The sequence below is a fragment of the Streptococcus infantis genome (genome assembly GCF_047465525.1).
Taxonomy (GTDB): Bacteria; Bacillota; Bacilli; order Lactobacillales; family Streptococcaceae; genus Streptococcus; species Streptococcus infantis_R.
The window spans coordinates 86,574-100,695 of the sequence record NZ_JASGZS010000006.1; the positions used below are offsets into that span (position 1 = coordinate 86,574).

Consider the following 14,122-nt stretch of genomic DNA (forward strand, 5'->3'; position numbering starts at 1 on the left):
AGGTAGTCCCATGAATCCATTTCTAGAAAAGTATATTACTTTAAAAAAGCAATACCTGGAACAAGATGGAAATTCTTCCAGTGTTGCGGCACTCTATGATTTGGCTGATGAATTAGCTAAGTCTGAGGATTTAGAAGCTAAAAAAGTCTTAGTTGACCTCTATGAACAATTGGGTCTCTACACTAGTGCCTATAGCTTATTTACCGAAATCTTAGACAAACCTGATCGAAAACAGATAAAGAAACTGAGCCATTTACAAGAAATGAGTCAGAGTCATGGCGATCGTTTTGCCCTTCCTCGTCCTCTAAGAAAAGAAGAGAAGAAGCAAAGACAGAAGCTATTACAGTCTTTGCCACATTTTATCTATCATCCAGATCCGTTGGCTACAGGTTCATTTGTTGAAGGAGAAGCCAAGCTTTGTCCATCTTGTGGGAAAGAAAGCAATGTTTATTATGCTCTTAGGCCCTATAGTATTGAAGAGATAGAACATCTCTGCCCAACTTGCATTGCAAATGGGATGGCAGCTCAGAAATTCGATGCGGAATTTATCCAAGATGCCGAGTGGCAGGGTGAATTGGATCCAGAAAAGAATCAGCTGCTTTTTTGTCAGACCCCAGGCTACTCTAGTTGGCAGGGAGAATATTGGCTTTCTTGTTGCCAAGATTATTGTGCTTACTTGGGTACAGTTGGAACTCGAGAATTGAATGATATGGGAATCGCTGAGCAAGTCTTGGCAGACTATGAAGCGCGTGAAGAATATCAAGAGGTAGAAGACTACTTGGTCAAAGACGGGCCTATCTGTGGTTATTTGTTTAGATGCCTACATTGTCAAAAATACCAGATCTGGGTTGATGCAGATTAAATCGAAATGTGATTAGCTATGAAAATTAAAGAGAAGACTATGGAGGAACTAGAATTATTCGAAGCCGCCTCCAAAGATTTATTAGATACTATGCAGGGATTTAAAGACAATCTATCTGTTCAATTTCCCCTATTAGATAGTGATAACTGGCAGTATGATAAGGGATCGATAAAAGTTTGTAAGGCTGATGAGTCAGGATTCAAAAAAAGATGTAGGGTCGGAATCAGCTACAACTTGAAAGTCTCCCTATTAAACGAAGATGCCGAGCAAATCTGGTTACTGTTTAAAGACTGGTTCAATACTAGCAGATTGGGTCAAGTTGAAAGAAATCCTAATAATGAGGATTTGGGAAGATATGTCTTCTCAGCAAGTTCCCCTCTAGGTGATCAGGTAGATTGTTCGATTTATTTGCCTAATGAGTGGAATATCCCTCAGATTAGCTTTTCAGGCTATCTAACAGCTCGTTATAGGGCTTGTGATCTTGATAAATTGCAAGAATAAGATGGAAGGTTTTTAGAGATGAGAAAGATTGATTGGGACAAGATAAAGACTCGCTTAGATGCCTTGCTAGTCATTGACGAATATTTGACAGATCCGAGTGAGGATTGGCTCAGACTCGTGATTAAGACTGAGGAAGTCTATGGACTCCGCTACCTTATTGATAATGGATCTGGTGATTCTTTAGATGTGATTTTGACTGATAAAATGATTCTTATAAAAGGCTTTGATCATGAAAGTAGTTTAAGCCAGTTTGCTGCTGACGAGTGGAATCAAGATATCATCGATAGTTTTTATAAAGGACTGGATGAAAAGTATGTCTCACTTTATTCAGAAGACCAAAAAGATGAAACAACCTTCTTTATCTGGTATGATGGTCACGCGCATCAACAGACTTACCAAGATCAGGATGGTGGAGAATGGTTGCTTTCTTACCTCTTTGATAGCTTTGAGAGATTTCATGAGTTTGTGACAGACTATTATGAAATTACAGTTGATAAAGATTTACTTAGGAAACTCTACATGGAAGGACAACTTTCAGACTTAGAATTAAAGCAATTAATCCAGGAGAGTTAAGAGAGTAATCATGAGAGTGAACTATAAAAATACCCCTGAAAAATATCAAACTGTAGCAGAAATAATTATCACACCATTGCTTGATTTACTCAAAAGTTTAACCTTGTTAGAAGAGGAAATTTTTGAGCGTAACAGAGCACTGGATAAGGAAAAAGAAGCCCTTGGCATCCCAGCCAATCAAGTTCATCCCAAGTGGAATGAACTTATGGATGACTATTTTCAGAGGCAAATGCAACTTCTAACTGGACGAGTGACTCAAAAATGCTTGGAAGGAGGAGTTCGAAATACTTATGGCTCCCCAAGTGAGTATAACTATGTTAAAAGGAATGATTTTTCTGTAGATTTTATCATGACAAAAGCTGAAGAAGCAAGAATTATCACCCATTTTCAAGAAGCATTAGAAATGAAGCATCAGTTTATTCTTAGATTGGTGGATGGAAATTGGCTACTTGATGAGAAATTTTACGGTTTTGAGGACGAGGAAACTTGGTATCTCGACTCACTTTGAGCAAGATAGCTTTGCTTCCCAACTGGTATGAGAAAAAGGAGGAGTTTTATGAATTTTTTTAAAAATCTATTTACTAGTAAGAAAGAAAAATCAGAGAAGAAAAAACAACTGATCTTGTCCATGCCCCTCTTCAAAGGCAATCAAGCCTATTCTTTAGACCAAGTTGTTCAGGAATTGAAATCTCATTGGGGGCTTGAAATTTCTGAAGTTTCTGGGGATGATTCTAGTGCAACCTTTGTGATTGATGGTGCTCTCGTTGCTTTGGCATTGATGGATCTTCCTATCCCAAGTCAAGAATTTGAAGAATTGTATGCCTATTCTTACCTCTGGCAGGATGTTGAGAAGGAAACACAGGAGCACACACAACACGCCATTGTTTCTATTTTGTCTGACAATCTTTCGCCAGTAGAAACTTATTCCTTATTAACTAAAGTCAATGCCTCTATCCTAAAAACTAGTCAATCAGCTATTGGTATTTATCAGGGTTCTACCACCTTGCTCTTGCCCAAAGATCTTTATCTGGACTTAGCTGATCTTTTGAAAGAAGAACTGCTTCCTCTTCAACTCTGGATTTATATGGGAATTATCAACCAGGGAGATAAAACTAGTATTTACACTTATGGTTTGAAAGAGTTTGGAAAAACTGAGATCGAAATCATTGATTCTGTCATGGATAGCGATGACTTATATTATTTCCTCTTGTCTATTCTTCAGTATGTTTTAGGCAGTGATGTCACCTTAAAGGACGGTGAAACCATTGGCTTTTCAGAAGATCAAAAAATCAAAATCACTGAGTCAAAAGCTGTCTATTTGGAAGGCAATTCCTTGAAATTAGAGGTTTAGACCATGATTTATATTTGAGTGTCCTTCCTAGATTGAGGTTTTTATGAAGCGTAATATAAAAAAGTATTATCTCTACCGATTTCTGGTCTATAGATTTGAAAAACTCTCTTGTAAGGACCCAAGTCTCAAGGAAATAGAGTCAGAGAAGAGAGAAAAAATCCTTCTAGAGGCTACTCGAACTAGTCAAAAGATTATTCTAGTCCTTGGAATTCTTTATGTTTTGCTAAATTCGGCTTTGTTCATTTACCTTAGGGCTAGTGATTTTCAAAATCCCTTATTGACTTGGTTTACTGATTACGTCGACTATTTAGGTGGACTGATAAACGGAGAATGGGGCGGTAGTTGGCGTCAAAAGAAAGCTAGTTTTTTGATGATTGCTCTACTGGCTTTGCCCATTGTGGTCATAGAAGGTTGCCCCTTCTTCTTGCTAGTCTTATTGATTGGGAATTGGGTGCTAAAGAGAAAGATAAGATTTGAGAGAGAACATAAAGGAGTAGAGAGCCATGGGTAGAACGGCGATAATAGGTACTTTAATAGTTTTTGCAATCTTTAATCTGCTACTTGGTCTGGGGTTTTATCTCTTTCTAAAAAAGAGGAAAGAGAATGGGCAGTCATTGTACGAAACGCCTGTAAACCAACAAACTCGAACAGAAAAACTGGGTCTAGGTGAGATTTTAGTCTACCTGTCCCTGATTGCAATCGCCGGGATCTTTGCTTTTCAGACCTTAAATAGAGGTGGTGTTGGGAATTCTATTTTAGCCAAAATGATCCTTCTACCTGCTCTAATGGCCCTTTTCAATGCAAGAAAAAGGACTGGAAAGTCTTTACTTGCCCTCCTTATAACCTTTATGGTCTTTCTGGTAGGAGTCATGTTTAATCTCACGATTGGTTTGCCACCTCAAGCACCAATTTTGCAAATTAATGAAAGTAAAATCATTTTAGCAGAAACTAAAGCCAGTGAGCTGATGAATGCTGGATTTGACATCTATATAAGACAGGGCGATGGTGCTAGCGACTACGAAGAGCTCTTGACAGAGGGAAGTTTCCAAAAGTATCCAGGCGATAAATCAGTTACTATCGAAAAAGGCTTCAGACTTGATAGCAATGCTGTTCCTTACGCTCCCTATCTCCTGGCAAAAGATGGCATAGTACTGGGCAGTATTTCCTTTTACGGTGCTGAGGACCAGAATGTGGCTTTAGAAGATTCTAAGATTATTCAGGTTCGATTTAACAAGGAAAGTATTGAGGTAGCTAAGGAACATTCTATCACTTTGAAATTGGATGAACTCGACTTGACTACTCGACTGGATGTTTCTCTTGTTCAAGAAACTTTTAAAAAGCATCTATGGTCAATCCCCCCATCAAGTACAAACGATGTTACCCAATTGTGGTATGGATTAAAGTGGTCCAGCAACAGTGACTCTCTATTTTGGAATGAGTATTATAGTCTCATCCGCCTGGATGAAAATTACTTGATGACTGATTTTGAGCTAGCTTGCCAAATAGCGAAAGATGAGTAAATAGGATTTTGAATAGTTGATTATGCTTACGATTCATTAAAGGAATTAATCGATTTAGTTCCTTTTTTTGTTTTTTGATTTAAATTTAAAACGATTTCTGTTTTGCAACTAAAGCAATTTCACGAACAAAATATTAAATTATTTAAAAAAAGTTTCTAAAAATACTTTACAAGTATCTGAAAACATGATATAGTAATGAAGCTTAGAAAATGAGATGATGTTTTCTAGTAAATATAAACCCGAGTAAAAAATGCCTACGGACAGGCAGGGTTGAATGCCGAAGCGTGGTTGAAAAGCCACATTATTGATAGGGTTAAAAGCCTACTTTTATAAGTTGATGTTAGGACATTTGTCCTAATTCGTATAGATTTGTTAGTGTGGTGAAAGCACACGTCATCTTGTGAAACGATCAATAAAGTACGTAATATTTGCTACTAGAGAGTTAGGAAACATCAGGAACAGACATACTCAAAAGAAACAAACATAAACACGTCAGTAGATTGTAGAGCAGGTGCCAACCTGCTCTTTTTTCATAAGTATCCTTTAGAGCCTTGCATTGTCAAGGTGAAAAAACTATGATAAAGGAGTATGTCTTTATAATGTTAAATCAAAACCAAGCTCCCATCTATGAGGGGTTGGTCAAATTACGAAAGAAAAGAATTGTACCGTTTGACGTACCTGGTCACAAGCGTGGCCGTGGAAATCCAGAGTTAGTTGAACTTTTAGGGGAAAAATGTGTAGGCATAGATGTCAATTCTATGAAGCCCTTGGACAACCTAGGGCATCCTATCTCGATTATCCGAGAAGCAGAGGAGTTGGCAGCAGAGTCTTTTGGTGCTGCTCATGCATTTTTAATGATTGGAGGCACAACCTCATCTGTTCAAACTATGATTCTCTCCACCTGTAAAGCGGGAGATAAAATTATCCTTCCTCGAAATGTCCATAAATCAGCCATCAATGCTCTCGTTTTATGTGGCGCTATTCCCATCTATATTGAGATGAGTGTGGATCCAAAAATCGGTATTGCTTTGGGGCTTGAAAATGAGCGTGTAGCACAAGCTATAAAGGATCATCCAGATGCTAAGGCTATCCTAATCAACAATCCTACCTACTATGGAATTTGTTCAGACCTTAAGGGGCTGACAGAGATGGCTCACGCTGCAGGAATGAAAGTGTTGGTAGATGAAGCGCACGGTGCCCATCTGCATTTTACAGATAAACTTCCTCTATCTGCTATGGATACAGGAGCAGATATGTCAGCTGTATCCATGCATAAGTCTGGTGGTAGCTTGACACAAAGTTCACTTCTTTTAGTTGGGGATCAGATGAATCCTGAGTACGTGCGTCAAATCATTAACCTGACCCAATCAACATCAGCATCTTACTTACTAATGTCTAGTTTGGATATTTCACGCCGCAATCTGGCCCTTCGTGGTAAAGAGTCCTTTGAGAAGGTCATTGAGTTGTCCGAATATGCTAGACGAGAAATCAATGCCATCGGTGGCTACTATGCCTACTCAAAAGAGCTAGTAGACGGTGTGTCTGTCTGTGATTTTGACGTTACTAAGTTGTCAGTCTACACTCAGGGGATTGGTCTAACAGGGATTGAAGTTTATGACCTCTTACGGGATGAATATGACATTCAGATTGAATTTGGCGATATTGGGAATATCTTGGCCTACATTTCCATTGGGGATCGCATCCAAGATATCGAGCGCTTGGTCGGTGCGCTAGCTGATATCAAGAGACTCTATTCACGAGATGGGAAGGACTTGATAGCTGGAGAATATATTCAGCCTGAGTTGGTGTTGTCTCCTCAGGAAGCCTTCTATTCAGAGAGAAGAAGTTTAACCTTGGACGAGTCTGTGGGGCAAGTCTGCGGGGAATTCGTCATGTGCTACCCTCCAGGTATTCCAATCCTAGCGCCAGGTGAACGGATTACACGAGAAATTGTTGATTATATCCAATTTGCCAAAGAACGTGGTTGTTCCCTCCAAGGAACGGAAGATCCAGAGGTCAATCACATCAATGTTATTGAGAGAAAGGAGAACTAAATGGATTTATGGTTTTCTGAAGTTCATACTCCAGATGTGAAATTGTCGCTTAGAACTGCTAAACAACTCTATGCTGGAAAAAGTGAGTGGCAGGATATTGAAGTATTAGATACTCCAGCTTTTGGAAAGATATTGATTTTAAATGGGCATGTCTTATTCTCAGATGCAGATGATTTTGTCTACAACGAAATGACTGTTCACGTTCCTATGGCTGTCCATCCCAATCCAAAGAAAGTATTGGTTATAGGGGGTGGTGACGGTGGTGTTGCCCAGGTATTAACTCTCTATCCAGAATTGGAACAAATCGATATCGTAGAACCTGATGAGATGTTGGTTGAGGTTTGTCGTGAGTATTTCCCAGACTTTGCTGCAGGACTTGATGACCCTCGCGTCACCATTTATTATCAAAATGGTCTGCGTTTTTTGAGAAACTGTGAAGATGACTACGACATTATCATCAATGATGCGACAGATCCATTTGGACATACAGAAGGTCTTTTTACCAAGGAATTTTATGGCAATAGTTACAGAGCCTTGAAAGAGGACGGTATCATGATTTACCAGCATGGTAGTCCTTTCTTTGACGAAGATGAGTCAGCTTGCCGAAGCATGCACCGCAAGGTCAATCAAGCCTTTCCAATCAGCCGAGTTTATCAGGCGCATATTCCAACCAGTCCTGCTGGCTATTGGTTATTTGGTTTTGCATCAAAAAAATATCATCCTATCAAAGATTTTGACAAGGAAGGCTGGAAAAAACGCCAGCTTTTCACAGAATACTACACTGCAAACCTACATATTGGTGCCTTTATGTTGCCTAAGTATGTGGAAGACATTTTAGAAGAAGAGGAAGGAAAAAAATGAGTCGTTTATTAGTTATCGGATGTGGGGGAGTTGCCCAAGTTGCTATTTCAAAGATTTGCCAAGATAGCGAAACTTTTAAAGAAATTATGATTGCCAGCCGTACCAAGTCAAAATGTGATGACTTGAAGGCTAAATTAGAAGGTAAAACAAATACCAAGATTGAAACAGCTGCTCTTGATGCTGACAAGGTGGAAGAAGTGATTGCCTTGATTGAAAGCTACAAGCCAGAAGCTGTTTTGAACGTAGCGCTACCATATCAAGATTTAACCATTATGGACGCTTGTTTGGCAACAGGTGTTCACTATATCGATACAGCCAACTACGAAGCAGAAGACACAGAAGACCCTGAATGGCGTGCTATTTATGAGAAACGTTGTAAGGAACTTGGTTTTACTGCTTACTTTGACTACTCATGGCAATGGGCTTACCAAGAAAAATTCAAAGAAGCAGGATTGACAGCTCTTCTTGGTTCTGGTTTTGACCCAGGTGTAACTAGCGTCTTTTCAGCATACGCTCTCAAACACTACTTTGATGAAATCCATTATATCGACATTTTAGACTGTAATGGTGGTGACCACGGTTATCCATTTGCGACCAACTTTAATCCAGAAATCAACCTCCGTGAGGTTTCTGCACCAGGTTCTTACTGGGAAGATGGAAAATGGGTAGAAGTTGAAGCAATGTCTATCAAACGTGAGTATGATTTCCCTCAGGTTGGACAAAAAGACATGTATCTTCTTCACCATGAAGAAATTGAATCACTGGCTAAAAACATCCCAGGAGTTAAACGTATCCGTTTCTTTATGACTTTCGGTCAATCTTATCTAACGCATATGAAATGCTTGGAAAACGTTGGGCTTCTTCGTACAGATGCTATTAACTTTAACGGACAAGAAATTGTTCCTATCCAATTCTTGAAAGCCTTGCTTCCCGATCCTGCAAGCCTTGGCCCACGTACAGTTGGAAAAACCAATATCGGTTGTATCTTTACAGGTGTCAAAGATGGTGTTGAAAAGACTATCTACATCTACAATGTTTGCGACCACCAGGAATGCTACGCAGAAGTTGGTTCACAGGCAATTTCTTACACAACAGGTGTTCCTGCCATGATTGGAACAAAATTAGTGATGGATGGTACTTGGAAACAACCAGGAGTTTATAATCTGGAAGAATTGGATCCAGATCCATTCATGGAAGCCTTGAATAAATACGGTTTGCCATGGGTTGTGGTTGAAAATCCACAAATGGTGGACTAATGAAGTTAGAACAAGTACCAACACCTTCTTATATCATTGACTTAGGAAAATTAGAAGAGAATTGTCGCATCCTACAAGACGTTCAAGAAAAGGCAGGCTGTAAGATTTTACTGGCTCAGAAGGCTTATTCCCTCTATAAAACCTATCCCTTGATTAGCCAGTATCTCTCTGGTACGACGGCTAGTGGATTATACGAAGCTAAGTTAGGGCGAGAAGAATTTCTAGGGGAAGTCCATGTCTTTGCGCCAGCTTTCAAGGAATCTGACTTGGAGGAATTGCTTGAGATAACGGACCATATAGTCTTTAACTCAGAGAGACAATTGCGTAAGCATGGGGCTCGTTGTCGGGAGGCTGGTATCAGTATAGGTCTCCGTATCAATCCCCAATGTTCAACTCAGGGTGATCACGCGCTCTATGATCCTTGTTCACCAGGTTCTCGCTTTGGCGTGACACTAGATAAAATTCCTAGTGATTTGTTGGATTTGGTGGATGGTCTTCATTTTCATACTCTTTGTGAGCAAGGGGCAGATGATTTACAGACAACTTTGAAAGCAGTAGAAGCGCAGTTTGGTTTCTATTTGCATCAAGTTAAATGGCTCAATATGGGTGGTGGACATCACATTACGAGAGCCGACTATGATGTGGACTTGCTGATTTCTGAGATTAAGCGAATTCGAGAAACCTATAATCTTGACGTCTATATCGAACCAGGAGAAGCGATTGCTCTTAATGCTGGTTATTTAGCTACTGAAGTCTTAGACATCGTTGAAAATGGGATTGAGACCTTAGTGCTAGACGCTTCAGCAAGCTGCCATATGCCGGATGTCCTTGAGATGCCTTATCGTCCTCCATTGAGAGATGGTTTTGAAGCGCAAGAAAAAGCCTATACTTATAGACTTTCTTCTAATACCTGCCTGACGGGTGATGTGATTGGAGATTATAGCTTTGAAAATCCAGTCCAAATAGGTGATAGGCTTTATTTTGAAGATATGGCTATTTACTCTTTTGTCAAAAATAATACCTTTAACGGTATTGGCTTGCCAAGTCTCTATCTCTTGGACGAGCAGGGTGACTGCAATTTAGTCAAAGCTTTCGGCTATCAAGACTTTAAAGGGAGATTATCATGATGGACAGTCCAAAGAAATTAGGTTATCGTATGCCTGCAGAGTATGAACCCCATCATGGAACTCTCATGATATGGCCGACTCGACCAGGGTCTTGGCCATTTCAAGGTAAGGCTGCCAAAAAAGCATTTAGCCAGATTATCAAAACCATTGCCCAAGGGGAAACAGTCTACCTTTTAGTAGACCAGAATTATTTGTCTGAAGCCCAATCCTACCTAGGCAATAGTGTTGTTTATCTAGATATTCCTACCAATGATGCCTGGGCGCGTGATACGGGTCCGACTATTCTCGTCAACGATAAAAAGGAAAAGTTGGCGGTAGATTGGTCTTTCAATGCTTGGGGTGGCTCATATGACGGTCTTTATCAAGACTATGAAGCAGATGACCAAGTGGCCAGTCGCTTTGCAGAAGTTTTAGAGATACCTGTTTACGATGCCAAACCTTTTGTACTAGAAGGTGGAGCTATTCACAGTGACGGTCAAGGAACGATACTTGTGACTGAAAGTTGTTTGCTCAGTCCTGGTCGTAATCCTCACCTGACTAAAGAGGAGATTGAAGAGACTTTACTAGAGAGCCTTGGTGCCGAAAAAGTCATTTGGTCGCCTTACGGTATTTATCAAGACGAGACAAATGAACACGTCGACAATGTTGCAGCTTTTGTTGGTCCTGCAGAGCTTGTTTTAGCTTGGACGGACGACCAAGAAGATCCTCAGTATGCCATGTCTGCAGCTGATTTAGCTCTTTTAGAGGCGGAAACGGATGCAAAAGGCCGGAGTTTCACTATTCATAAACTTCCAATCCCAGCTATTCATCAAGTAGTTACAGAGGAGGATTTGCTGGGCTATACTTATGAAGAAGGCGAAGAGGAACGCTATGCTGGTGAACGTCTAGCAGCTTCCTATGTAAATTTTTACATTGCTAATAAGTCTGTATTAGTGCCGCAATTTCAGGACGCTAATGACCAAGTGGCCTTGGATATTCTGAGCCAGTGTTTCCCAGACCGTGAAGTCGTAGGAATCCCAGCTAGAGATATTCTTTTAGGTGGTGGAAATATCCACTGCATTACCCAACAAATTCCAGAATAGGAGAAAAAGATGAGAAATGTAACGGTTGCAGCTATTCAGTTGCAATGCGCTAAGGATGTGGAAACGAATATCCAAACAGCTGAACGTTTAGTCCGTCAAGCTGCTAAGCAAGGTGCGCAAATTATTCTCTTGCCTGAGTTGTTTGAACGTCCCTATTTCTGTCAGGAACGTCAGTATGACTACTACCAGTATGCCCAGTCGGTGACAGAAAATACTGCTATTCAGCATTTTAAGATGATTGCTAAGGAGCTAAAAGTCGTTTTACCAATCAGTTTCTACGAAAAGGATGGTAATGTCTTGTACAACTCTATCGCCGTTATTGATGCTGATGGAGAAGTGCTAGGAGTTTATCGAAAAACACACATACCAGATGACCATTATTATCAAGAGAAATTCTTCTTTACTCCTGGAAACACAGGCTTCAAAGTTTGGGATACTCGCTATGCCAAGATTGGCATTGGGATCTGTTGGGACCAGTGGTTCCCAGAAACAGCCCGTTGCCTTGCCTTAAATGGCGCAGAATTACTCTTTTATCCAACAGCCATTGGTTCGGAGCCGATTTTGGATACAGATAGTTGTGGTCACTGGCAACGTACCATGCAAGGACACGCAGCAGCAAATATTGTCCCAGTTATCGCAGCCAATCGTTATGGTTTGGAAGAAGTCCAACCTTGCGAGGAAAATGGTGGACAAAGTTCCAGTCTGAATTTCTACGGTTCATCCTTTATGACCGATGAAACAGGAGCTATCTTGACTCAAGCAGATAGACAAGGCGAAGCAATTTTGTTGACTACCTATGACCTCGACAAAGGAGCAAATGAGCGCCTAAACTGGGGCTTGTTTAGAGATAGAAGACCAGATATGTATAAAGATATTGTGAGATGAGAAAAGCCTATCGTAGGCTTTTTTCTGTAGATACTATAGTAATTTTTGATAATGTCCTAGGATTCTGATAAAATGGGGTATAAGAAATTAATAAGAAAGAGAAGCACCATGCAAACACAAGAAGAAATGAATATTCTGGTACCTAAAAAACTAGCAGAAATTGAACGTGATTATGATATTACTGTTTTGTGGGCAATTGAGTCTGGTAGTCGCGCTTGGGGCTTTGAGTCACCGGATAGTGATTTTGATGTGCGTTTTGTATACAAGCACAAGCAAGATTTTTATCTAAGCTTGAACGATCATCGCGATGTCATCGAACTACCAATTGACGATACTTGGGATGTGAGTGGCTGGGATTTGGACAAGGCTTTAAAGTTGCTTTATAAGTCAAATCCAACCCTCTTTGAGTGGTTACAGTCGCCAATCGTTTACCAGCAAGATGCAGATTTTATTAACCGTATCCGTCCGCTTGTCAGTCAGTATTTTTCCGAGAAAAAGATGCTCCACCATTACTTGAATACTGCTAGAACTCAAATGAATAAGTATCTTTCAGGAGATAAGGTCAAACCTAAAAAGTATTTCTATGCACTTCGTCCCATTTTAGCTTGTCGTTGGATTGAAAAATATCATTCTGTTCCACCGATTTTGTTTGATGATTTGGTCAAAGAACTCCTCCCTGATGAAATGAAAGAGCATGTGTCTAGATTGCTTGATATAAAGGTAAAGAGACCTGAAGGTATGGAAATTGAGCCGATAGAGCCAATTCAGGACTTTATCATCAAAAATATCCAAGAGCTGGATGACTACGTCCAAAGTGTTACAGAGGAAAAGAAAGACTGGAAAGCTCTCAATCAATTTTTCCTTGAAGAATTAAGTCGTGACTGAGGTTAATTATGGGAAAATGGACTTGTAGATATGGTCAAGCAATGAACAACCACCAAGCACCTGATCCAAATGCTTATTCGGTTTATTCGGATGAGTTATTAGTAGAAATCATGAATAAAAAAGATGGTAATGATACAATTTCCTATGAAGACATTTCGGAGGCTTCCTTTTATATGTGGAAGTGCCCAAATTGTGGTAGTTTTATGGTCTTTGGTGAAGAGGATAATAAAGATTGTTTCACTTTTTATGAGCGCCAGACCAGTGCAAAAGCAGAACCACTTTTCGATCCTGATCAGGAGTTAAATATTGTAGTTGTTGAGTTTCAAGAAGGTGGAAATGGTTATACTTATATCTGTGACGACCCAACTATTCATGTCGGGCATGGTGTGATTGTTCCAACCGGGAAGGAAAATACTGAAAAAACTGCTTTAGTTGTCCAGAAGTATCATGCCCTACCAAAGGATATCACTTTTCCCGCTGAAAAGTTAAAAAGGGTTATCCGTAGGTATTCTATTTTTGATCCCGAGACTTCAAAAATAGTTTGTAAAAATATACTTGAGCATGGAAGAATTCTAAATGCTTGCTCGAAAAAAGTAAAAATAGAGTCTAAACAAATTTACCATGCAATCAAAACTCCTCTAGGCTATTTTTGGTTGGAGTTAAATAGAATTCCAATTCCGATGAAAATCACACAAATTCAAGTTAAAGATAAAAAGTATCAGGTAGAGGGTCAATGTCATTAAGTTAGTAATCTAACTATTTGAATAGGAGATAGGATTGAGATCATCAAAGTGATTCTCTATCCTATCTTCTATTTTTTTGCATAACAAATAAAGGTTTTTTCACCCTATTTTTTGAGATTTATGTTACTCTATAGATGAAATCAACTACCGATTGGGCCTTTATTTTTCTTGGATATTTTCGATTCGGTCGAATAATAGATAACTGTTTCTTGAGGTAGTTTTTCAACTGGAGAGAAGAAAGGGAACCGTTAAAAAACAAACGGCAGGCATAAGTCGCATCTGAGAAACACACTTTATATCTTTGTTTTTTGTGACTACTGTCGATGGCAACTTGCGAGGTTAACCAACGACAAAAGTTAAAATTTGTAAATCGGGCAAAGATTTCTTGGAGAATCCCTTCCTTCTTTTTGGCATGAAAATTG

The 14,122-nt window shown here is 39.6% G+C and carries 14 protein-coding genes and 2 pseudogenes; 15 read left to right on the plus strand and 1 reads right to left on the minus strand.

Annotated elements, in window-relative coordinates:
- The first annotated feature begins 10 nt into the window (after positions 1-10).
- The 15 genes and pseudogenes from QM374_RS03440 to QM374_RS03510 form a co-directional block, all read left to right on the plus strand.
- On the plus strand, positions 11-862 hold the full coding sequence (locus QM374_RS03440; RefSeq protein WP_414310875.1) for a CbrC family protein: 852 nt from the start codon (positions 11-13) through the stop codon (positions 860-862).
- A gap of 18 nt (positions 863-880) precedes the next feature.
- Positions 881-1,363 (plus strand): hypothetical protein, encoded by a 483-nt coding sequence (locus tag QM374_RS03445; protein WP_194251846.1) that lies wholly within the window; start codon positions 881-883, stop codon positions 1,361-1,363.
- An 18-nt stretch (positions 1,364-1,381) separates the two neighbouring features.
- On the plus strand, positions 1,382-1,936 hold the full coding sequence (locus QM374_RS03450) for a hypothetical protein (RefSeq protein ID WP_414310876.1): 555 nt from the start codon (positions 1,382-1,384) through the stop codon (positions 1,934-1,936).
- 10 nt (positions 1,937-1,946) lie between these two features.
- Entirely contained in the window at positions 1,947-2,444 is a 498-nt protein-coding gene (locus tag QM374_RS03455; RefSeq protein WP_153225578.1) for a hypothetical protein, read from the plus strand.
- Between the two features lie 48 nt (positions 2,445-2,492).
- On the plus strand, positions 2,493-3,287 hold the full coding sequence (locus QM374_RS03460; protein ID WP_153225577.1) for a DUF4261 domain-containing protein: 795 nt from the start codon (positions 2,493-2,495) through the stop codon (positions 3,285-3,287).
- A gap of 43 nt (positions 3,288-3,330) precedes the next feature.
- Complete coding sequence (locus QM374_RS03465; protein ID WP_049504675.1) at positions 3,331-3,798, plus strand: hypothetical protein; 468 nt, start codon at positions 3,331-3,333, stop codon at positions 3,796-3,798.
- Entirely contained in the window at positions 3,791-4,807 is a 1,017-nt protein-coding gene (locus QM374_RS03470; RefSeq protein WP_153225576.1) for a hypothetical protein, read from the plus strand. Before QM374_RS03465 ends, QM374_RS03470 begins: the two co-directional genes overlap by 8 nt.
- Positions 4,808-5,406: 599 nt before the next feature.
- A complete protein-coding gene (locus tag QM374_RS03475) occupies positions 5,407-6,861 on the plus strand; it encodes an aminotransferase class I/II-fold pyridoxal phosphate-dependent enzyme (RefSeq protein WP_414310877.1) in 1,455 nt (484 codons plus the stop codon).
- The gene (speE, locus tag QM374_RS03480; protein WP_223140992.1) at positions 6,862-7,722 is read left to right on the plus strand and encodes a polyamine aminopropyltransferase; all 861 of its coding nucleotides are present in this window, start codon (positions 6,862-6,864) and stop codon (positions 7,720-7,722) included.
- Positions 7,719-8,978: a saccharopine dehydrogenase family protein gene (locus tag QM374_RS03485; protein WP_074325005.1), complete on the plus strand. Its 1,260-nt coding sequence runs from the start codon at positions 7,719-7,721 to the stop codon at positions 8,976-8,978. Before speE ends, QM374_RS03485 begins: the two co-directional genes overlap by 4 nt.
- Complete coding sequence (gene nspC / locus QM374_RS03490) at positions 8,978-10,105, plus strand: carboxynorspermidine decarboxylase (RefSeq protein WP_414310878.1); 1,128 nt, start codon at positions 8,978-8,980, stop codon at positions 10,103-10,105. The genes QM374_RS03485 and nspC overlap by 1 nt, the downstream gene beginning before the upstream one ends.
- Entirely contained in the window at positions 10,102-11,187 is a 1,086-nt protein-coding gene (gene aguA, locus QM374_RS03495) for an agmatine deiminase (protein WP_371558911.1), read from the plus strand. The genes nspC and aguA overlap by 4 nt, the downstream gene beginning before the upstream one ends.
- 9 nt (positions 11,188-11,196) lie before the next feature.
- The gene (aguB, locus tag QM374_RS03500; protein WP_414310879.1) at positions 11,197-12,072 is read left to right on the plus strand and encodes an N-carbamoylputrescine amidase; all 876 of its coding nucleotides are present in this window, start codon (positions 11,197-11,199) and stop codon (positions 12,070-12,072) included.
- Positions 12,073-12,180: 108 nt separating this feature from the next.
- Complete coding sequence (locus QM374_RS03505) at positions 12,181-12,957, plus strand: DNA polymerase beta superfamily protein (RefSeq protein WP_414310880.1); 777 nt, start codon at positions 12,181-12,183, stop codon at positions 12,955-12,957.
- Positions 12,958-12,965: 8 nt separating this feature from the next.
- Positions 12,966-13,685, plus strand: a pseudogene (locus QM374_RS03510) (hypothetical protein); the annotation flags it as partial.
- Between the two features lie 133 nt (positions 13,686-13,818).
- On the opposite strand, the pseudogene QM374_RS03515 reads toward QM374_RS03510, so the two are convergent.
- A pseudogene (locus QM374_RS03515) lies at positions 13,819-14,122 on the minus strand (IS4 family transposase); the annotation flags it as partial.